General features: G+C 67.7%; 16 protein-coding genes (1 of these 16 running past the window's edge). 10 read left to right on the forward strand and 6 right to left on the reverse strand.

Features of this window, described 5'->3' with window-relative positions:
• From ACLQ3I_RS10660 to ACLQ3I_RS10670, 3 genes are all read left to right on the forward strand, one after another.
• Window positions 1–7,635, forward strand: the 3' end of a protein-coding gene (locus tag ACLQ3I_RS10660) for a non-ribosomal peptide synthase/polyketide synthase (protein ID WP_425801742.1). 17,352 nt of this gene lie to the left of the window's left edge; only the last 7,635 of its 24,987 coding nucleotides appear in the window; its start codon lies off the left edge, out of view; its stop codon occupies window positions 7,633–7,635.
• A complete protein-coding gene (locus ACLQ3I_RS10665; protein WP_425790741.1) occupies window positions 7,632–7,874 on the forward strand; it encodes an MbtH family protein in 243 nt (80 codons plus the stop codon). Before ACLQ3I_RS10660 ends, ACLQ3I_RS10665 begins: the two co-directional genes overlap by 4 nt.
• Before the next feature lie 257 nt (window positions 7,875–8,131).
• Complete coding sequence (locus ACLQ3I_RS10670; protein WP_425790743.1) at window positions 8,132–8,440, forward strand: hypothetical protein; 309 nt, start codon at window positions 8,132–8,134, stop codon at window positions 8,438–8,440.
• Between the two features lie 50 nt (window positions 8,441–8,490).
• On the opposite strand, the gene ACLQ3I_RS10675 is transcribed toward ACLQ3I_RS10670, so the two are convergent.
• Both ACLQ3I_RS10675 and ACLQ3I_RS10680 read right to left on the reverse strand, forming a co-directional pair.
• On the reverse strand, window positions 8,491–9,153 hold the full coding sequence (locus ACLQ3I_RS10675; protein ID WP_425801745.1) for a hypothetical protein: 663 nt from the start codon (window positions 9,151–9,153) through the stop codon (window positions 8,491–8,493).
• Window positions 9,154–9,332: 179 nt separating this feature from the next.
• Window positions 9,333–9,845, reverse strand: coding sequence for a DUF4878 domain-containing protein (locus ACLQ3I_RS10680; RefSeq protein ID WP_425801748.1), 513 nt, complete (start codon window positions 9,843–9,845; stop codon window positions 9,333–9,335).
• 138 nt (window positions 9,846–9,983) lie between these two features.
• Between ACLQ3I_RS10680 and ACLQ3I_RS10685 the strand changes: the two genes are divergently transcribed.
• Window positions 9,984–11,108, forward strand: a complete 1,125-nt coding sequence (locus ACLQ3I_RS10685) for an LLM class flavin-dependent oxidoreductase (protein ID WP_425801751.1) — start codon at window positions 9,984–9,986, stop codon at window positions 11,106–11,108.
• Window positions 11,109–11,110: 2 nt separating this feature from the next.
• Entirely contained in the window at window positions 11,111–11,794 is a 684-nt protein-coding gene (locus tag ACLQ3I_RS10690; protein ID WP_425792070.1) for a CE1759 family FMN reductase, read from the forward strand.
• A gap of 7 nt (window positions 11,795–11,801) precedes the next feature.
• Here ACLQ3I_RS10690 and ACLQ3I_RS10695 read toward each other — a convergent pair whose 3' ends face one another.
• Complete coding sequence (locus ACLQ3I_RS10695) at window positions 11,802–12,812, reverse strand: pirin family protein (RefSeq protein WP_425801754.1); 1,011 nt, start codon at window positions 12,810–12,812, stop codon at window positions 11,802–11,804.
• Between the two features lie 187 nt (window positions 12,813–12,999).
• Between ACLQ3I_RS10695 and ACLQ3I_RS10700 the strand changes: the two genes are divergently transcribed.
• A complete protein-coding gene (locus ACLQ3I_RS10700; RefSeq protein WP_425801757.1) occupies window positions 13,000–13,857 on the forward strand; it encodes a glycosyltransferase family 2 protein in 858 nt (285 codons plus the stop codon).
• 88 nt (window positions 13,858–13,945) lie between these two features.
• On the opposite strand, the gene ACLQ3I_RS10705 is transcribed toward ACLQ3I_RS10700, so the two are convergent.
• Window positions 13,946–14,953, reverse strand: coding sequence for an alpha/beta hydrolase (locus ACLQ3I_RS10705; RefSeq protein ID WP_425790754.1), 1,008 nt, complete (start codon window positions 14,951–14,953; stop codon window positions 13,946–13,948).
• 130 nt (window positions 14,954–15,083) lie between these two features.
• Complete coding sequence (locus ACLQ3I_RS10710; RefSeq protein ID WP_425790756.1) at window positions 15,084–15,857, reverse strand: acetoacetate decarboxylase family protein; 774 nt, start codon at window positions 15,855–15,857, stop codon at window positions 15,084–15,086.
• A gap of 186 nt (window positions 15,858–16,043) precedes the next feature.
• Between ACLQ3I_RS10710 and ACLQ3I_RS10715 the strand changes: the two genes are divergently transcribed.
• Entirely contained in the window at window positions 16,044–16,760 is a 717-nt protein-coding gene (locus tag ACLQ3I_RS10715) for a LuxR C-terminal-related transcriptional regulator (protein ID WP_425790757.1), read from the forward strand.
• A 281-nt stretch (window positions 16,761–17,041) separates the two neighbouring features.
• A complete protein-coding gene (locus ACLQ3I_RS10720; RefSeq protein WP_425792071.1) occupies window positions 17,042–17,371 on the forward strand; it encodes a response regulator transcription factor in 330 nt (109 codons plus the stop codon).
• A gap of 26 nt (window positions 17,372–17,397) precedes the next feature.
• Here the strand turns inward: ACLQ3I_RS10720 and ACLQ3I_RS10725 are convergent, their stop codons facing one another.
• Entirely contained in the window at window positions 17,398–18,411 is a 1,014-nt protein-coding gene (locus ACLQ3I_RS10725; RefSeq protein ID WP_425790759.1) for an alpha/beta hydrolase, read from the reverse strand.
• A gap of 118 nt (window positions 18,412–18,529) precedes the next feature.
• On the opposite strand from ACLQ3I_RS10725, the gene ACLQ3I_RS10730 reads away from it, so the two are divergent.
• Window positions 18,530–19,111: a sigma-70 family RNA polymerase sigma factor gene (locus ACLQ3I_RS10730; protein WP_425790761.1), complete on the forward strand. Its 582-nt coding sequence runs from the start codon at window positions 18,530–18,532 to the stop codon at window positions 19,109–19,111.
• Window positions 19,104–19,955: an anti-sigma factor gene (locus ACLQ3I_RS10735; RefSeq protein WP_425801760.1), complete on the forward strand. Its 852-nt coding sequence runs from the start codon at window positions 19,104–19,106 to the stop codon at window positions 19,953–19,955. Before ACLQ3I_RS10730 ends, ACLQ3I_RS10735 begins: the two co-directional genes overlap by 8 nt.
• Window positions 19,956–19,983: the final 28 nt, after the last annotated feature.

The following is a 19,983-nucleotide window of genomic DNA, read 5'->3' on the forward strand; positions in this document are numbered from 1 at the left end:
GCGTTCGCGCCACTGACCCAGATCCTGCTGACCTTCCACCAGGCAGCCCTGCCGGAGCTCGCGGCGGGAGTGGGCGCGACCACGGTCGCCGGTCTGACGATCTCGCCGGTGGAGCCCCCCGAGACCCCGGCCAAGGTCGACCTGACCTTCGGTATCGCCGCCGACTCGCCGGATACGTCCTGGCCGGCCCAGATCGTCTATGCGACAGACCTCTTCGATCGGTCGACGATCGAGACGATGGCGGACCGCTTCGTGCGTGTGCTCGCCGGGTGCCTCGAGTCGGTCGACGGGCCGGTCGGTGACGTCACCCTCGTGTCGGCCGCCGAGGCCGCCGTGTTGTCGGCCCTGCCGGCACCCGTCGTCGACACCGTCAACACCCGTCGCTCTCTCGTCGACCTGTTCCGGTCGACGGTGGACGCACACGGTGGGCGACAGGCGGTCACGGCCAACGGCGTCACCCTCTCCTACGAGGCGCTGCAGACGCGTTCGGACGCGGTCGCCGCCGCACTCGGGGCCCGCGGTGTCGGGTTCGGCGATCTGGTCGGGGTGGCCACCGCGCGCACGGTGGATCTCGTCGCCGCCGTGCTCGGTGTGCTCAAGGTGGGGGCGGCGTACCTGCCGCTCGACACGACGAATCCCGCCGAACGCCTGGCCTTCATCGTCTCGGATGCCGCGGTGGGCACCGTGATCACGGATGCGGCCACCGCAGGCCACGAATTGTTCTCGGTGCTGCCGCCCGGCGTGACGACCGCGCACGTCGCGGATCTGGTGGCCGAGGGTGCCGCACAGACCGCCCCGCCCGTCGTGATCCCGCCGTCGGCGCGGGCGTACGTGATCTACACCTCCGGGTCGACGGGCCTGCCGAAGGGGGTGGAGATCACCCATCAGGACGTGGTGACCCTGATGGACACCGCGGCAGGCGATTTCGAGTTCCGGGCCACCGACGTGTGGACCATGTTCCATTCGTATGCGTTCGACTTCTCGGTCTGGGAGCTGTGGGGACCGTTCCTGTCGGGTGGTCGGCTGGTCATCGTCGACCGCGACCTCGCCCGTGATCCCGACGCGTTCGTCGAACTGCTGGCGGACGAGGGCGTCACCATCCTGAGTCAGACGCCGTCGGCCTTTTATCAACTGATCGACGCGCGCCGCCGGAACAGCGTGGATCTCCCGCTGCGTTATCTCGTGTTCGGCGGCGAGGCACTGAGTTTCGACCAGGTGCGCCGATGGTTCGACGATCACCCCGGGGACTCCCCGCAGCTGGTGAACATGTACGGGATCACCGAGACCACCGTGCATGTCAGCTTCCGCCCACTGGACCGCGCGCTGGTCGCCGCGGGTGACGCCTCGCTGATCGGTCGCCCGCTGCATTCGCTCGGCATCCACATCCTCGACGGACGTCTGCACCCCGTACCGCCCGGCGTGATCGGCGAGATGTACGTCACCGGCGGCCAGCTGGCGCAGGGGTATCTGGGCCGGCGCGGCCTGTCGTCGACGCGGTTCGTCGCGAGCCCGTTCGGTCCCGACTGCGGCCGGATGTACCGGACCGGCGACCTGGCCCGCCGCGTGGGCGACGACATCGAGTACCTGGGACGCGGCGACGCTCAGGTGCAGCTGCGCGGATTCCGGATCGAGTTCGGCGAGATCGAGGCGGCGCTGCTCGGAGTGGACGGTGTGACCGCGGCCGCCGCCGGCGTCGTCGACCTACCCGGTCGTGGTGAACAGCTGATCGGCTATGTGGTTGCCGAGCCCGGTATGGAACCGGACTCGCAGTCCGTGCGTGACACCGTGGCCCGCGCGGTTCCCGGGTACATGGTGCCCGCGCTGATCGTCCCGATCAGTCATCTGCCGCTGACGGCCAACGGCAAGCTGGACCGGCGCGCCCTGCCGATGCCGGAGATCGGCGGCGCCGGCGAGGATTACGTGGCACCCGAGTCATCGGTGGAAGAGACGCTCGCCCAGGTCGTGGCGGGCGTCCTCGGTGTCGACCGGGTGAGCGTCGTCGAATCGTTCTTCGCGCTCGGCGGGGATTCGATCCTGGCGATCCAGGTGTCGTCGGGGGCCCGGGCGGCCGGGTTGGTGGTGTCGCCGCGAGATGTGTTCGAACACAAGTCGGTCCGGGCGATGGCGCGTGCGGTGGCGGCCGGTGGTGAGGAACTGGCGCTCCTGGAGGAGCCTGCCGGTGACCCCCCCGAGATGGTCATCCCGCCGGTGGCGTCCTGGATGCTCGAGTTGTCGGACTCCGCGGAGGATTTCGCGGACTTCTCGCAGTCGGTCGTGCTGGTGGCGCCGGATGGACTCGATGTCATCACGCTGCGCCAGGTGCTGCAGACGGTGGTGGCGGCGCATCCGGCGATGTCGGCGAGGCTCGTCTTCGACGACGATGTGTGGGTCGGGACGGCCGGTGACGGTCGTAGGTGTGTGGTCGACGAGGCGAGTGCCGACGCAGCGGTGGCCTCGGCCGGGTTCCACCAGGCGTTGCACGCGGCGCACGCTGTGGCCCTCAGTGAGTTGAATCCTGCTGTCGGACAGTTGGTGTCCTCGATCCTGGTCACGGGTTCCGACGGTGCGCGCGTGGTGTTGGCGATCCACCATCTCGCCGTGGACGCGGTGTCGTGGCCGATTCTGATCGAGGATGTGGTGACTGTCTGGAGTCAGATGCAGGCAGGTCAGGAGCTCTCGGTTCGGGCCGAGGTGACCTCGGCCCGCGCCTGGCATGCCGCGCTCGACACACAGATCGCCGACCACGAGTCCGAGGTCGACCACTGGCTGGCCCGGGTGGATCGGGAACCGACCAGCTTCGGCTCGCCGCTGGACCGCACGCGGGATCGCTTCGGTTCCGTGTCCGCGGAACGCGTTCGGATCGATTCGAGAGTGACGGAGGCGCTGCTCACGGCGGTGCCGGAGGCATTTGCCGGCCACGTGAACGATGCGCTGGTGGCGGCGTTGGCACGGGCGGTCCGATCCTGGCAGCGGTCGCGCGACATCGCGGACGACGCGGCGGTGTCGGTGCTGATGGAGGGACACGGCCGCTACGAGGAGGTTGTCGAGCGGGGTTCGGACCCGCGGTCCGCGGATCTGTCGCGGACGGTGGGCTGGTTCACCGCGATCACACCGATGACGGTCGACCCGGCCGGCAGCATCGTGCACGCGGTGAAGGCGGCCAAGGAGGAGAGACTCGGCCAGCCCGACCGCGGGATCGGGTTCGGGTTGTTGCGCTTCGGTGGTGATCCGCGACTGGGCGGGTGTGCGCTGCCGTCGATCGGCTTCAACTTCTTCGGCGCAGGCACCCGCGGCGCCCGAGACGAGATCGAACTCCCGTTCATGGTCGATGTGGAGGCGCCGTCGCTGCCGGCGTCGGTCTCCGGGGCGATGACGGCGATGAATGTGCTGACGGTGAACGTGGGCACGCAACAAGCGGCCCGCTCGCAGACTCCCGGTGCCGAGACCACGGATGAAGGCCGTGAACTCGTGGCAGACTTCCTGTTCGTCCAGGGGATCGTGTCGGCCGCGGACGCTGCCGACCTCGCGCAGCGCTGGTCGGCCGAATTGACGGCCGTGGTCGAGTCGGTGCAGGAGGATGATCCGGGACTGTCGCCGTCGGATGTGCCGGGTACGGGGGTCTCGCAGGCCGATCTGGACGCCCTCGACCTGCGGTACCCGCGCGCGGACATCTGGCCACTGGCGCCGCTGCAGCGGGGACTCCATTTCGAGTCGGAGATCGCTGGGCACGGCGGCACCGAATCATCGGTGGATGTGTATGTGGTGCAGTCGATCCTGAAGCTGGGTGGGACCATCGACGTCGCCCGTCTGCAGGTCGCGGCCGAGGCCTTGTTCGCACACCATCGTGCCCTGCGGTCCGGTTTCGTCCGTACCGGCAGCGGTGCGGTCGTCGCGGTGATCCCGGAGTCTGTCGTGTTGCCCTGGCAGGTCGTCGATCTCGACGGAGGGGATGGCGGCGGCCAGGTCGACGAGGCGATCCGACAGATCGCGGACGCGCAGCGCTCGGCACCGTTCGACCTCGAGGCGCCACCGCTGATGCGGTTCGCTCTGATTCGTCATGGCGACGCCGCACACCTGGTGGTCACCAATCATCACATCCTGATCGATGGGTGGTCGGGTCCGTTGGTGCTGGCCGATCTGCTGGCGCTCTACGCCGGTGGTACCACCTATACCGGCCAGATCGGCAGGGGTAGTGGAGATTTCGCGGATCATCTGAGGCGCCTCGCGATGATCGACCGGACTGCCGGGTCGGCGGCCTGGCGTGCGGTGCTGGCTCCGCTGGAGGGACCGACCCTGGTCGCGCCGGGCGTCGAGGCCACCGCGGAATCGTTGCCGCAGGACCGTTCGACGATCCTGGATGCCGAACTGACCGCGGGGATCGAGGCGGTGGGGCGGGCCGAGGGTGCCACGGTGGCCACGGTGCTGCAGTTCGCGTGGGCGGTGTTGCTGTCGCGGCTGACCGGCAACCAGGTGGTGACCTTTGCCGAGACGGTGTCGGGGCGCCCCGCAGATCTGGAGGGTGTGGAGTCGATGGTCGGGCTCTTCATCAACACCCTGCCCGCCGTGGTGGATGTGGACCCGGCTGCGCCCATCTCGGACGTACTGGGCCGGCTGCAGGCGGCGAAGGTGTCGGTGCTCGACCATCAGCATCTGGTGTTGCCGGAGTTGACGGCATTGGCCGGGGTCGGTGGGCCACTGTTCGACACGTTGACGGTGCATGAGTCGTATCCGGTCGACACGGATTCGCTCTCGACCACCGACGCGGCGTTGACCGGTGGCCTCGAGATACAGGACTTCGAGGGCACCGACGCGACGCACTATCCGCTGAACATGTCCACGTCACCGGTTCCCGGGGAACGGATCTCGCTCACCCTCAAGTACCTGCCCGCGGCGTTCGACGAGAGCCAGATCCAGGTCTTCATCGATGCGCTCGTGCAGATCCTGCGTACCGTCGCGACCCGACCGGACCTGCTCACGGCCGACATCCCGCTCGTCGGGGCCGTCGACGGGCGTGCTCTGGCACCTGTCTCCGGCGGCGTCGGCACTGAGCCGCGGCTGCTCGCCGAGATGTTCGCCGACGTGGCCACCCGACATCCGGACCGGGTCGCGGTGGTCGACGGCACCGGCGCGTCACTGACCTACGATCAGCTCGACCGTCGGTCCAATCAGATTGCGCGGTGGCTGATCTCACGTGGGATCGGGGTGGAGTCCCTGGTGGCGCTGGCGGTCGGGCGTTCGGTCGAACTGCTGACCGCGATCTGGGCGGTCGCCAAGACCGGCGGGGGCTACGTGCCGATAGACCCGGACTATCCGGCCGATCGGGTGGCCACCATGGTCGAAGACTCCGGCGCGATCCTGGGTCTGACCATCGCCACCGGCGACCTGCCGGACCAGGGATTCGCCTGGGTGCGTCTCGACGACGACGCGGTGGGAGCCGAGGTCGGGAGTCTCCGCGACGACCCGCTCCGAACGGACGAGAAGCTCGGGCCGGTCCGGCCCGAGAACGTTGCGTACGTCATCTACACGTCGGGTTCCACCGGACGCCCGAAGGGCGTCTCGGTGACCCACACCGGGCTGGCGAACTTCGCTGCGCAGGAGTCGGCCCGACTGTCGGTGGGTGATGCTCCGGTGGTGCTGGGATTCGCCTCGCCGAGCTTCGACGCATCGGTGCTCGAGTACCTGCTCGCGACCGTCAACGGCGGCGCGGTCGCCTACCGGCCGGCAGATGCGGTCGGTGGTCCGGTGCTGCAGGACTTCATGCGCGAACACCGCACGACCCACACGTTCCTCACCCCGACGGTGCTGTCGACGCTGGACCCGGCCGGGCTGCCGGACCTCGAAGGTCTGATGGCCGGCGGTGAGGCGGTGCCGCCGTCCCTGGTCGAGGCGTGGTCGCCGCATGTGCCGATCCACAATCTCTACGGGCCGACCGAGACGACGATCGGCATCACTCTCAGCACCGCGATGGAGGCGGGCCGGCCCGTTCGTCTGGGCCGGCCGCTCGCGGGGGTGGAACTGCTGGTCCTCGACAGTCGACTGCAACCCGTGCCCGTCGGGGTCCCGGGCGAGTTGTACGCGGTGGGTCGCGCCTTGTCGCGCGGCTACCTCGACAGACCCGGGCTGTCCGCCGAACGGTTTGTCGCGAACCCGTTCGGGGACGCAGGCGACCGGATGTATCGGACCGGCGACGTGGTGCGGTGGCGCCGGGACGACACCGGCGACGTCGTGGTCGAGTACGCGGGTCGGTCCGACGACCAGGTGAAGCTGCGCGGGCTGCGCATCGAGCTGGGTGAGATCGAGGCGGTCCTCGCCTCGCATCCCTCGGTGGAATCGGCAGTGGTACTGGGCGTGGGCGGATCGGTGGCGACCGCGCTGGCCGGCTACGTCGTCGCGGACTCAGCGGTCGACGTCCGCGTGCTGCGCGAGTTCGTCGGAGGGCGGCTGCCCTCACACATGGTGCCCGCGAGCATCGCGGTACTCGACTCGCTGCCACTGACGCCGGTCGGCAAGCTCGACAAGCGCGCCCTACCGGAACCGGTGATCGATACCGACGCCGAGCGGTATGTGGAACCCGCGACCGACGACGAGAGGACGGTGGCGGGTGTGTTCGCCGACGTCCTCGGCGTGGATGCGGTAGGGGCCCTCCACAGTTTCTTCGACCTGGGCGGCAACTCGCTGTCGGCGACCCAAGTGGTCGGCCGACTGCGTGAGCGCGGCGCCGACGTCGAGCTCGCCTGGCTGTTCAACGATCCGACCCCGCGCGGGCTCGGGGCCAGGATCGGCGGCGGGTCGGGCAGCGGCGGAGATGTGGTCATCTCGCTCAACGCCCAGGGTTCCCGGGCACCCTTGTTCTGCATCCATCCGGCGGGCGGGCTCGCGTGGTTCTATGGCGGCTTCGTGCCCTATCTCCGGGATCGTCCCGTCTACGGCGTCCAGGACCCGCACGCCGTGGCCGGGGAACCGAGTGCCGAGTCGATCGAGGAGATGGCCGACCGCTACCTCGCCGAGATCCGCCGGATCTCTCCGGACGGGCCCTATCACCTGCTGGGATGGTCGCTGGGCGGTTATGTGGCCTACGCGATGGCCACCGCGCTGCAGGCCGAGGGGCAGGAGGTGGCATTCCTCGGCGTGATGGACTCCTCACCGGTTCCGGCATCGGACGAGGAATCCGCAGGCGTCCGACTCGGTGGAGATTTCGTCGGCGACTTCCTGGGCGGCTGGCGAGACCTCTTCGACCTGGGCGAGGACGTCCGTGCCGAGTCCGCCGAGGACGTCGCGGAGATCATCCGGCAGCAGATATCGTCGATGGGGCTGTTGAGCGCCGATCAGGTGCAGTGGGTCATGGACAGTTTTGCCACCGGAGAGGAACTCGTGGAACAGTTCCGACCAGCACCGTTCGATGGTTCGTTGCTGGTGTTCACGGCCACCAGGGACAAAGCGGACCCGAGCGCGGTCGCCCGCGGCTGGGAACCCTATGTCAACGGCTCGATCGCGAACGTCGATGTCGACGCCGACCACCTCGGTCTGGCGAACGCTTCGGCGCTGGAGGTGATCGGGCCCGAGCTGAACCAATGGTTGACTATCGATGGTGGTCACGAGTCCGTGACCGGTGAGAGTGGAAAGGACCGACTATGACGAATCCCTTCGATGACGAGAACGGCCGATTCTTCGTGCTGGTGAACGACGAGAACCAGCACTCGCTGTGGCCGACGTTCGCCGACATCCCGGCCGGTTGGACCAAGGTCTTCGGCGAGGACAGCCGTGCGGCCTGCCTGGAGTACGTCGAGCAGAACTGGACCGATCTGCGGCCGAAGAGCCTGATCGACGCCATGGAGGCGGACAAGGCTGCGCAGGGCGGCTCAGCGTCGGAGTGAGATCGCGGCGAAATGTCGCAGCGATAACGCTTGCACATCAAGCCCATTGGTCACTCCGATAACTCTGTTCACGGACGTAACATCTGAACACGGCAATTAACGCAGAGTTTCTGTGGATTCGCCGACAGATACCGCGTCACCGGTTTCCAAAGTGCCGTTAGCAAGGCAAGCTATATAAGAAGGACCCGGTGCCGGCTCGAACTGGGAGGCAGAGTGGCCAGGGTCGACATCACGAAGTCGGGGGAGTGGCTGTGAAGATGACTGACGTGCTGGAAGACATCCAGAAGCGGGCGCAGGTGACACCGCGCCTGACGGCTGTGCGCTTCGGCGACGACGTCGTCAGCTATCGTGCCCTCGACGAGAGCATCTCGTCGTACGAGTCCGTGATGGATCGCCACGGCCTGTCCCGCGACGCCGCGTTCCATGCCGGCCTGCTCCACTGCATGCCGTCCCTGACCCGCATCGACGGCACCGCCGAGCGCAATCGAGTGGTCGGCGAGGTCGTCGCCTGGCTGGGACGGGACATCGAGGGCGGTGCCGACAACGAGTTGCGCGCCGTCGGCTGAGACCCCGTCTCCGTCGAGACCAGGAATGGCTCCGGAGTTCCTCGCCGGTCTCAGATGACGGCGAGAACGGCCAGGATCACCAGTAGGATCGGCGTGCCCACGACGACGCTCGCCGTACCCATCACGATGGCAGCCACCGCCTGGCCCGTCCCCTGACGGCGCTGTTGGCCCGAACCGATCTGTTGGCCCGAACCGATCTGTGGGCCCGACCCGATCTGGACGACCGCCACGATCCCCAGGACGACGCCGAGAAATCCGAGCACCGCGCCGACCCCGAGCAGCGCGAGTGGCAGGGACGCTGATGAGGCCACCACGGCGGCCGTCGCGGTGCCCGGCGCCGGCCGCTTCTGCTGTCCGTATCCGGGTGAATATGGCGACGCCGGATATGTGGACGCTGGATATGTGGACCCTGGATATACGGATGCTGGATACGTGGACGCTGCCGCGGTCCATGCGGGATCCGACCAGGCCGGGTCGACCGTGTGTACCGGCAGGTCCCAGATCTCGCCGACCCTGGGCAACGGCGCATGCACCGGCGGTGCGGCGATGATCTGAGCAGGCACGTGTCCGATGTTCTCGCCGGTGACCGGGTTGTCGGCGATCGACAGATCTTCGGCGGCCGGTCGGTCGGCATCCTCGGGCGGTGGCCACCGTAGGTGGCGATCGGTGACCGGCGCATCGATCGGCTGGGTGGGGTGTTCGGTCACCCGCATGGCGAACCTCCTGACGGCCGGCGAGCAGATTCCGCGCCGCCGGTCCATTGTTCCTGATTCCCCTCGCGTCCGCCGGTGACCGCGCACGCGGGCAGGTCACGACATCGCACCGCCCGGCAGACAGAAATCTCGCCGCACCCCCTGCGGGGCTGCGGCGAGATTCGTCGAATGTCTCGGGATCAGCCCCCGTGCTGGCCACCCATGGACGAGAGTTGGGTCACCGCGCTGCCGGCGAGCTTCCAGTCACCGTCGGCTTTCACGTAGGCGAGTGTGACGTCGACCGGTTGGGGTGCGTGCGGGCTCTTGATCGACACCGTCGCGACCGCCTTGTCGTCACCGTCGGCCTTCACTTCTTTCACCGTGTACACCTCCGGGGTGTAGCCGGCCATGTTCGAGGCCTTCGCGTAGCCCTGAATGGCGGCCTTGGTGACGGGGTTCGTGGTGTCGACCACTGCGTCGAGTTCTGTTGACGAGGTTGCCGGGTCGACCGACTTGCGCAGGATCACCTGGGCATCGTCGGTGCTCAGTCCGACGACGGCCTGTTTGGCGTCGCTGGCTGCCGACGCCACCGCTGCCGACGCACCGCTTGCGGCACTGCTGACGGTGTCGTTCGCCTCGTCGGAACAGCCGGCTGCGACCAGCATCGTCGCTCCGGCGAGCAGCGCTGCGGCCACGGACTTCCGAACCTTCATTTCGCCTCCTCCTCTTGGATGAGCCAACACTAACCTACGCAGCTGGGGGCCCGATCGCGGAATTAATCGGACCGCGGTCCGGTTAGATTGGGTGACGTTCGTATCAGACAGATTTGCATCAGACACAGGAGGCGCGACATGCAGTTCGGACTCTTCAGCGTCAGTGACATCACGGTCGATCCCACCACGGGGGTGGCGCCGACCGAGCACGAGCGGATCACGGCAGCCGTGGAGATCGCCAAGAAGGCCGAGGAGATCGGCCTCGATGTGTTCGCAATCGGCGAGCACCACAACCCGCCGTTCTTCTCGTCGTCGCCGACCACCACCCTCGCCTACATCGCCGCCCAGACCAGCACGCTCCAGCTGTCGACGGCCACCACCCTCATCACCACCAATGACCCGGTGAAGATCGCCGAGGACTTCGCGATGCTCCAGCATCTCGCGGACGGCCGCGTCGACCTCATGCTCGGCCGGGGGAACACGGGCCCGGTCTATCCGTGGTTCGGTCAGGACATCCGCCAGGGCATCCCGCTCGCCATCGAGAACTATCACCTGCTGCATCGGCTCTGGACCGAGGACGTGGTCAGCTGGGAGGGCAAGTTCCGCACCCCGCTCACTTCCTTCACCTCCACGCCGCGGCCGATGGACGGCGTCGCCCCGTTCGTCTGGCACGGATCGATCCGCAGCCCCGAGATCGCGGAGCAGGCCGCCTATTACGGCGATGGCTTCTTCGCCAACAACATCTTCTGGCCGAAGGAGCACTTCCAGCAGTTGATCGGCTTCTACCGCGAGCGGTTCGAGCACTACGGGCACGGCACGGCGAACCAGGCCGTGGTCGGTCTCGGCGGACAGTTCTTCATCCGGAAGAACTCACAGGACGCGGTCCGTGAGTTCCGTCCGTACTTCGACAACGCCCCTGTCTACGGACACGGTCCGTCCCTGGAGGAATTCACCTCGGAGACACCGCTGACCGTCGGCAGCCCACAGGAATTCGTCGACAAGACGCTCACTTTCCGCGAGACCTTCGGTGACTATCAGCGTCAGCTGTTCCTGGTGGACCATGCCGGCCTGCCGCTCAAGACGGTGCTCGAGCAACTCGACCTGCTCGGCGACGTCCTGCCCGATCTGCGGGCCGGATTCGCACAGGGCCGTCCGGCCGATGTTCCCGATGCGCCGACGCACGCCTCGCTGGTGGCCGCCCGCGACGTGTCGGCCACTGCGGATGCCGGTCAGCCGGCACAGCCGGGGGCGGTGCGCTCGTGAGCATGCGGGTGGTCGCGGTCAACGCTGGGCTCGGTGACCCGTCGTCGACCCGCCTGCTAGTCGACCGGCTCGTGGACGCCATCACCGAGCACGCGGTGCGGGACGGGCTGAACATCGACGTCGAGGTCATCGACCTCCGGGATCTCGCCGTCGACGTCGCGCGGTCTATGACGACCGGATTTGCGGTCGGCGGGGTGCGCGCGGCGGTGGACGCGGTCCACGGCGCCGACGGATTGATCGTCGCGACACCGGTTTTCAATGCGTCCTACAGCGGTCTGTTCAAGTCGTTCTTCGACCTCGTCGAGGTGGATCGGATGCAGGGCCTCCCGGTGGTCATCGCGGCGACCGGCGGCAGTCCGCGGCACTCGATGGTTCTCGATCACGCCATGCGTCCGCTGTTCGCCTACCTCCGCGCGGTGGTCATGCCGACCGCGGTCTACGCGGCGGCCGAAGATTGGGCCGGCACGTCGGGCGACACCGCGTTGCTGTCGGACCGAATCCGTCGTGCGGCAACCGAACTCGTCGCCGCACTGCCACCCGGCCGGCTCGAGCAGGGCGCCCCGGCCGGCCGGGCGCAGGCGAACGGGGCGGACCGGGACAAGGACGACAGTCGAGGGGCCCACCAGTCGGCGGTCGAGAAGGCGGGTATCGCCAACTTCGCAAAGTTGTTGGGCGAGCAGGCCTGAACGGGCCTCAGGCGCGGCCCGGCGGGATGCGCCTGGGTCTCAGGTGTGTGGTGGGCAGGGCCGGTGCGGGCAGGTGCTGGACCTCGCCCTGATAGCCCTCCACCTGCCCGAATCGGTCGCTGTGATCGGTCCATTCCTGTCGGTACCGGACGATGTCGTCGTGACTGCGGCCGACGAAGTTCCACCACATGATGATCTCCTCGTCGAGGGGGGTGCCGCCCAGGATCACCAGGCGCGCATCCTCTTCGGCGTCATTGCGCACCCGCAGATGTGTCGCTCCGACGCCCACGTATCCCAGTTCGGTGCGCTCGAGCGGTTCGGCGGCGACGTCGACGAGTCGGATGCGCCCGGCGTCCACGAGAATCCCGTGTTCGAAGGACGGCGACACCGGCAGATCGATCTCGGCGCCGGGCGTCATGGTGATCTCGGCGCCCATCAGTGGCGTGAAGGTCTGGACGGGCGAACGTTCGCCGAGCAGTTCCCCGAGGAACACGCGCACGGCGACGCCCTCCCGCTCGATCACGGCCGGTACGTGGTGCGCGAAGTCCCTGGTCGTGTCGGCCGCGGCCGCCGGCAACGCGATCCACAGCTGAACGCCGTGCAGCAACGTGGTGTCGGGGGTAGAGACCTCGGTGTGCGCGATCCCGTGGCCCGCGGTCATCAGATTCAGCTCTCCCGGCCGCACCACCGCGTGGTTGCCCATGGTGTCGCGGTGCTCGATCGCGCCGGAGAACAGCCAGCTCACCGTCTGCAGCCCGGTGTGGGGATGCGGCGGAACGTCCATGCCGCCGGTCGCGGAGACGTCGTCCGGGCCGTAATGGTCGGCGAAGCACCATGCGCCGATCAGCGATCGTCTGCGCTGCGGCAGCGTGCGACGCACCGTCATCGCCCGCGGCCCGCCGAGCGGGACGTCACGTGCGGTCAGCACCTCCACGGCCGGCCTCCCCGAGTCCTGCGCGGGATCTGTCGCACCCGACCGGCAGTCGAGCTCGGCAGGCTGGATCTCGAGATTGCTCATGGGCATCCTTCGACGAATGGGCTGGCGGTCTCAGTCTAGAGAAGCGCTGGTGCGGATTCGTCGATGTCGGTATCCGGATGACGGGTCCGGACGGGTGAATCCGCCACCGGATGCGCGGTGCCGACGCCGCGCTGCGCGGTCGCGCTGGTTAACATGCGACGAGCACCGACAGCGAGGGAGACGCGAGATGTTCACGGTCAGTGTGGTGATTCCGGTCTACAACGAAGAAGAGGTCATCGCCGCGTGCCTGGAGGGCATCGCCGCTCAGACTCGTGCCGTGGACGAGTGCATCGTCGTCGACAACAACTGCAGCGACCGGACGGTCGCCGTCGCCGAGTCGTTTTCCCATCGGCTTCCCATCCGCATCGTGACCGCGCCGCGCCAAGGCGTCGGGTGGGCGCGCGATGCCGGTTTCGACGCGTCGTCCACCGACGTCATCGGCCGGATCGATGCAGACACGCGGCTGGACCCGAACTGGTGCGCGTCACTCGTCGAGTTCATGACCGGGCGACCAGAAGTCGCCGCGGTCACCGGCTTCGACTACCTGTACGACGTCCCACTCGAGCACCGGTTCGAGAAGCGTCAGCGCCGTAACGCCGAACGCTCCTCGGAGGGCCGCAAGGCGTTCACGCTGCTGGGGAACAACATGGCGATACGCCGCACCGCATGGGACTCGGTCCGGTCGGATGTGCCGAATCTTCCGGGTACCCATGAGGACATCGATCTGTTCTTCACGCTGCTCGAGAAGGACGCGGTCGTGTGGGTGGTGCCGGCGATGCTGGCGGGGGTGTCGCCCCGCCGATTCCGGATGAGCCCGTGGGCCAATCGGAAATATCGGGCCGCGGCGGTGAAGACCACGAAGGCTCACGGTCGGCATCGCCAGGCGAGCTTCATGGTGGCGCAGTCACCGCTGCTGTACACGTCCCTCTTCGTCTGGTGGCTGCGGGTGAAGCCGTTCGATCCGCGGACGCGGACGTGGCGACCGTGGCGGCTCTTCGCGCGAGAGGACGAGCGGGCGTCGCCGATGACTGCCGAGTGGGGCTGACGCCGCGCCGTCGGGTCACCGGCCCTGGTGGGCGATGCCTGCCGGGTGATGCCCGACGACGGGCGTGCGCGGTCAGGATGCCAGGCGGTCAGGATGCCAGGTCGCGGGCGATCTTCGGCCATGTCCGGCGCAGATCGTCCTGCCAGTACCCCCAGGAATGGGTGCCGTTGGGACGCACCGACACGTCGGCCGGGATGTGCAGATCGGCGAGGCGCCGGGCCATCTGGCCGGTGCACTGCCCGACGGCGCTCTCCAGGACACCGCCGACCAGGGTCTGGTTGGCCAGCCACGCGGCGTCGCCCTTGACGGAGGGATCGTTCAGAGTCTCGTGCGGACCCGGCAGACCGTTGCCGCTCGTCATGTAGATCTTGGTGCCACGCAGTTTCTCGGCATTGAGGTACGGGTCGTTCGCACGCCACACCGGACCGCCGGGTGGGCCCCACATGCTGGTGACCTTGCGTGCACTGAAACTCTCGACGACGATCCGGACGTAGGCCTCGCCGAGGGGATCGGTGGTGCGGGCACAACCGCTGAATGCACCGACGGCCCGGTAGAGCTTCGGCGCGGCGATCGCCAGATTCAGCACCGACGTCCCGGACATCGAGATGCCGCCGATGGCATTGCGTCCGGTGGTCGAGAACTGTCGGTTGATCAGCGGGGGGAGTTCCTTCGTGAGGAAGGTCTGCCACTTGACGCGTCCGAGCTCGGGGTCGTCGTGGATCCAGTCGGTGTAGTACGACGCGGCGCCGCCGATGGGAGTCACCACGTAGGTCTTCTTGTCCGCGAAGTACTTCTTGTAATCGGTGCGGGCCGCCCACGTCGCCCCGTCCTCGCCGCCGCCCGCACCGTTGAGCAGATAGAAGACCGGAGACGGGGTGCTGCGGTCGCGCGGGGTGAGCACCTCGACCGGGAAAGTCTTGCCCATCGCGGCCGAGTAGACGGTCAGGGTGTCCTGTTGCGGTCCGTCGTGGACGACCTTCACGATCCGCGACGGCTTCGCCGGCGCGGCCTGGGCGGTGCCGGCGGTGGCGAGGAGTGACGCCACCGACCCGACGACGATCAACAGGACCGTTGTCCAGCGCCTGAGCGGGCTCACGGTGCGATTCACTCCTTTGGTCGGGATTCCGACCGTCGCCGGATCCGGCACGGTCGAGGACGGCCCACGGGTTGCGGGCGGATGAACTCACAAAGTAGTCGGTCCGCGGCGGCGGATTGTTACAGGGTGGTCACGGTGTGGCGGAGATGACCGTCGCGTCCTCGAAAGCCATCGTGACCCGGGAGACCGAGGACGCCATCAGCGCGTGCCGGCTCAGCTTCAGGGAGCGCAGCTCGTCGGCGATCGGGTGGGTCCCGAGGACGAGGTCGGCGCCGCCCATGCGGGTGCGGGTGCCCGAGGTCGAGGTGAGTCGCCACGGCGTCATCCGCAGGACGCCGTCGAGCTGGGAGTAGGCGTTGAGGACGGTGTCCTGCGCGGAGTCCGGGACCCGTATCCCCGGGCGGACCGTCAGGTCCGCGACGAGCTGTCCGTCGGCGACGACGCGGCCGTGCTTGGTCGACGAATCGTGATCGACCTCGAAATCGGCGAGGGTCTTGGGGAAGCCCCAGATGCCGCGGCCCGCGGCCAGGGTGAAGTCGCCGTCCACCGGCAGGTGATGGATCAGCGCACGGGCATCGCCGCCGATCAGGGAGCGAAGAGCCCGGATCGGTGACGAGGGAGGCCGGGTCGGATCCTCGACGAGGAAGCAGACACCGAACTCGTTGTACGGTCCGAGGTCGCCGTCGACGTAGTCGACGAACACCAGCATGCACATGGTGCGTCCGGGCCGGATGCGCAGCGGACGCGGGTACGCGTCGCCCGCATCGCCACCGGTGCGGATCGCGTGCTCGACGGCGTCGCTGTCCGCGGTGAAGCCGGCGACGAAGCATCGGGCATGCCGGATCTCGACCGGCATGGTGACTGTGGTGCCCAGTACGTCGTGAGTGGATGCGGCGGAAGCCATCGGCGGGTCTCCTCGGGTTCGACCGGAAATCGGGGGTTCTACTAGAACACGTTCTCGTTTTCTCATGGTGCCAGGTCGATCGTCGCGGGGCCAGCGGGTCGAGTGAACCGACGCGAGGTCGCCGGGTGGCAGGACTGCGGACGGTGATGCCGATACCCTCGACGGAGGAGGGAATGACCGGAAGGGATGGCGATGACACCGGATGCGCCGACGGTGCTGAGGGTCGGAATGGTCGACGATCACCCTTCCCCGGTCTGGGGCATCGAACGCATCCTGGATCGGCAACCCGACATGGATCTCGTGTGCTCGGCGTCCACGGTCAGCGGCCTTCTCGAACAAGGAATCCAGACCGACATCGTGATCCTGGACCTGCGCCTCGACGACGGGACGACGCCGGGCCAGAACGTGACCCGTCTCACGGACGCGGGTATCGGCACGGTGGTCTACACCTCTGGGGAGCACCCTTCCTTGCTGCGCTCGGCGGCCCGCGCCGGCACGCTCGGGGTCGTCCTCAAATCGGCATCCGAAGACGAGATCGTGAAAGCCATCAGGTCGGCAGGGTCGGGATGTGAGGTGTTGACCACCGAGTGGGCCGCCGCGATCGATGCCGACCCGGAGCTCGAGGCCGTGGACCTGAGTCCGCAGCTGCAGCGGGTACTCACCCTCTATGCGTCGGGTGAGACATCCGCCGGCGTCGGGGCGGCGCTCGGGGTGACCGCGGAAACGGTCAACGAGTACCTCAAACGGATCCGTCAAAAATATGCGGCCGCGGGCCGGCCCACACGGACGAAACTCGATCTGTTCAAGCGAGCAGTCGAGGACGGCTGGTTGCCGGTTCCCGGACGGGGGGCCGCGGCGGGCCGGCAATCGCGCCGCGACGGGCCAGGACGGTCCGAGGGGTGACCCGGCGCGACCGAATCAGCCAGGTCGCACCCGTCGCAAACGCTCTGCACGATCGCGTGAACACGCGATGTCCCCAGTTCTGGGTCTAACGATCACGGCGACAAGTCCCTAATGTTCATTACCTGTGGTGCGGTCTTGTCGGGGGGACTGGGGCGCTCCGTGGGACAACAGACCGTATTACGCATGCGGTCGTGCAGAGCGAAGGATGACCAGTGACCGCCAGTTCACGAGTGCCCATTCACTTGGCGCGGGGCGCCGATGCCCGCCGCGGCGAGATCGGCGTGCCGGCGCCGCAGCACCACACCTCCGGTGAGGACAGGCCGGATCGCAGTGTGGCCCGAATCTCGGACCATCGGAACTTCGACGGGGCGGTGACGCCGCACCGACGGCCGGTGCTCTCGTCACGTGAGGTCGAGGTGTTGCTCGGCTGGTTGGCGGCCGAGTCGAAGGAAGACGCGGCCGCGTCGTTGTTCATCTCGGCGTCGACGGTGAGCACTCATCTCGCACGCATCCGGGCAAAGTACTCGGCGGTCGGGCGGGACGCCCCGACCAAGACACATCTGCTCGCCCGTGCGCTGCAGGACGGGTACACCAGCCTCGATCGTTGGTGACCGGCCTGCCGGCGTGGCCCTGGTCCTCAGCGCAGGTCGGCGGCCATCCGCGGCCAGGTCTGGTGCAGGTCGTCCTGCCAGTAGCCCCATGAATGGGTGCCGGTCGGTCGTAGCTTGACGCTGGCCGGGATGTGGAGGTCGGCCAGCCGGGTCGCCATCTGTCGCGTGCACTGGTCGATGGCGGCCTCGATCACACCGCCCAGCGCCGCCTGGTTCGCGAGGAACAACGGATCGCCATTCACGCCCGGGTCGCTGAGTTGCTCGTGCGGTCCGGACAACCCTGTGCCGGCGGTCATGTACAGCTTGGTGCCGCGCAACTTCTGGGCGTTGAGGTACGGATCGTTCGCACGCCATCCCGGGCCGTTGAGCGGTCCCCACATGTTGGTCATGTTCGCGCCGCCGCGATCCTGCACGACGAGGCGGATGTACTCCTGCCCGACCGGGTCGCTGGTCCGCGCGCAACCGCTGAAGGCCGCCACGGACTTGTACAGACCGGGTGCGGCGATGGCCAGGTTGAGCACCGAGGTACCCGCCATGGAGATCCCGGCGAGGCCGTTGCGTTTGGTCGTGTTGAACTCGGCGTCGATGAGGGGCGGGAGTTCCTTGGTGAGGAAGGTCTGCCACTTGTTGCGCCCGAGTGCGGGGTCATCGCGCTGCCAGTCCGTGTAGTACGAGAACGCGCCGCCGATGGGCGTCACCACATAGGCGTTCTGGTCGGCGAAGTACTGCTTGTAATCGGTCCGGGCATCCCAGGTCGCGGAGTCCTCGCCGCCGCCGGCACCGTTGAGGAGATACAGGGTGGGACTCGGGGTGGATCGATTACGCGGCGTCAACACGGTGACCGGGATGTTGCGTCCCATGGATGCCGAGTAGACCATCAGCGTGACCTGCTGGGGATCGTCGTCGTAGCGGCTCACGACATGCGATGTCGTGGCCGCAGCGGACATACCGGGAACGGCTGCGACCAGTGCCGCGACGGTTGCGACCACCGTCAGTATCGCCCCGAGGAGGAGGCGCTGAGATCTACCCACGATGTACATCCGTTCTGGTCCGAGAGCGTGGCTGCTCAGTCTAGGTGATGAACCTGACCGTTCCGTGAGCCGCTCGGGACATCGTGAACGCGCGCATGATGCGGGACTCTTTGGCTACCGTGGGGGAGTGACTTCCACAGGTGCGGGTAACGACACCGATCTCCTCCGAACGCTGCTGGCCGATTCGGCCGGCGGCGACCGGGGGGCATTCGCGCGTCTGTATGACCTCACGAGCGCCCGGATCTATGGTTTGGCCCTCCGTGTCGTGCGCGACCGCAATTATGCGGAGGAGGTGGTGCAGGAGGCCTATCTTGTGTTCTGGCAGAAGGCCGCCGACTATCACCCCGCGCGAGGCACCGTGATCAGCTGGATGATGACGATCGCGCACCGACGGGCCGTCGACCGGGTACGGACCGAAGAACTGCAACACCGGAAGATCGCCGAGTACGGCGCCACCAATCAGGCGCCCGCGGGAACGCCTGCGCCGCTGGAGATCGTGGTCGATCGTGAGGAGAACGACGAACTCCGGACGTGTCTGAACCGGCTCACCGATCTGCAACGGGATAGCATCGAGATGTCCTATTTCAGCGGAATGAGCTATCCCGAGGTCGCTGAGCAGACCTCGACGCCGTTGCCCACCATCAAGTCCCGTATCCGGGACGGATTGCGTAAGCTGCGCCATTGCCTGAGGAGCCAGAACGATGCCTGACACCGACTGGCTCGACGACCACGTCGAACTCTTCGCCGTGGACATCCTCACCGCAGCCGAGGACGCCCGGGTGGAGCGCGAATTGGGCGGATTGTCGCCGGTGGAGCGTCGGATCTACGACGGACGCATCGCCGACACCCGCTCGGCGATGGCCGATCTCGCGAGCTCGTATGCTCTCGAACCGCCGAACGCGTTGCGGGGTCGTGTTCTCGAGACTGTTTTCGCCGCCACTGTCGACATCGAGGCGGCGGACGCGGGCGGCGCCGCGGTCGGCGGACCCGACGAACCCGTTCCGCCGCAGGTCGATCAGCCCGATCAGCCGGATGCACCGACGGCCGGCAACATCGTGTCGATGGATGAGCATCGCCGCCGCCGACGATGGGCCGTCGGGGTGGCCGCCGCTGCCGCGGCGGTCGTCGTCGCGCTCGGCGCCGGCGTGATCGTCGGCCGGACGACCGCTCCCGATGCGCCGCCCGCCTCCACGGTGGCCGAGTCGGATCAGCAGGTTCTCGACGTCCTCAAGGCGCCCGATGCCCAACTGGCCGTCGGTGATCTGCAGGACGATCGCGGCACGATGTCGGTGGTGACCTCGCGCGAACGCAATCAGGCGGTCGCCCTCCTGCGTGACCTGCGCAATCCGATCGCCGACGACCGCGAATACCAACTCTGGCTCGTCGGCAAGGCGGACAATCCGGTCTCGGCCGGACTCATCCCGCCCGGCGGGGCGAACGCACCCACGCTCGTCGATGCTCTCGACAACTCGAAGGTGCTGGCGGTGACCATCGAACCCCGAGGCGGGTCGGCTCAGCCCACCACGCCGATCCTCACCCAGATCCCGATCTAGGGACCCTCGGGTGTGAGAAACGCAAGCG

Source organism: Gordonia sp. DT101 (assembly GCF_049844895.1).
Lineage (GTDB): Bacteria > Actinomycetota > Actinomycetes > Mycobacteriales > Mycobacteriaceae > Gordonia.

Coding starts and splice junctions, on each gene's coding strand:
- ACLQ3I_RS10695 (WP_425801754.1), bottom strand. CDS start 12,812: ATGAGCAATCTCGAGATCCAGCCTGCCGAGCTCGACTGCCGGTCGGGT.
- ACLQ3I_RS10735 (WP_425801760.1), top strand. CDS start 19,104: ATGCCTGACACCGACTGGCTCGACGACCACGTCGAACTCTTCGCCGTG.
- ACLQ3I_RS10715 (WP_425790757.1), top strand. CDS start 16,044: ATGGCGATGACACCGGATGCGCCGACGGTGCTGAGGGTCGGAATGGTC.
- ACLQ3I_RS10685 (WP_425801751.1), top strand. CDS start 9,984: ATGCAGTTCGGACTCTTCAGCGTCAGTGACATCACGGTCGATCCCACC.
- ACLQ3I_RS10710 (WP_425790756.1), bottom strand. CDS start 15,857: ATGGCTTCCGCCGCATCCACTCACGACGTACTGGGCACCACAGTCACC.
- ACLQ3I_RS10665 (WP_425790741.1), top strand. CDS start 7,632: ATGACGAATCCCTTCGATGACGAGAACGGCCGATTCTTCGTGCTGGTG.
- ACLQ3I_RS10680 (WP_425801748.1), bottom strand. CDS start 9,845: ATGAAGGTTCGGAAGTCCGTGGCCGCAGCGCTGCTCGCCGGAGCGACG.
- ACLQ3I_RS10725 (WP_425790759.1), bottom strand. CDS start 18,411: ATGTACATCGTGGGTAGATCTCAGCGCCTCCTCCTCGGGGCGATACTG.
- ACLQ3I_RS10700 (WP_425801757.1), top strand. CDS start 13,000: ATGTTCACGGTCAGTGTGGTGATTCCGGTCTACAACGAAGAAGAGGTC.
- ACLQ3I_RS10690 (WP_425792070.1), top strand. CDS start 11,111: ATGCGGGTGGTCGCGGTCAACGCTGGGCTCGGTGACCCGTCGTCGACC.
- ACLQ3I_RS10675 (WP_425801745.1), bottom strand. CDS start 9,153: ATGCGGGTGACCGAACACCCCACCCAGCCGATCGATGCGCCGGTCACC.
- ACLQ3I_RS10670 (WP_425790743.1), top strand. CDS start 8,132: ATGACTGACGTGCTGGAAGACATCCAGAAGCGGGCGCAGGTGACACCG.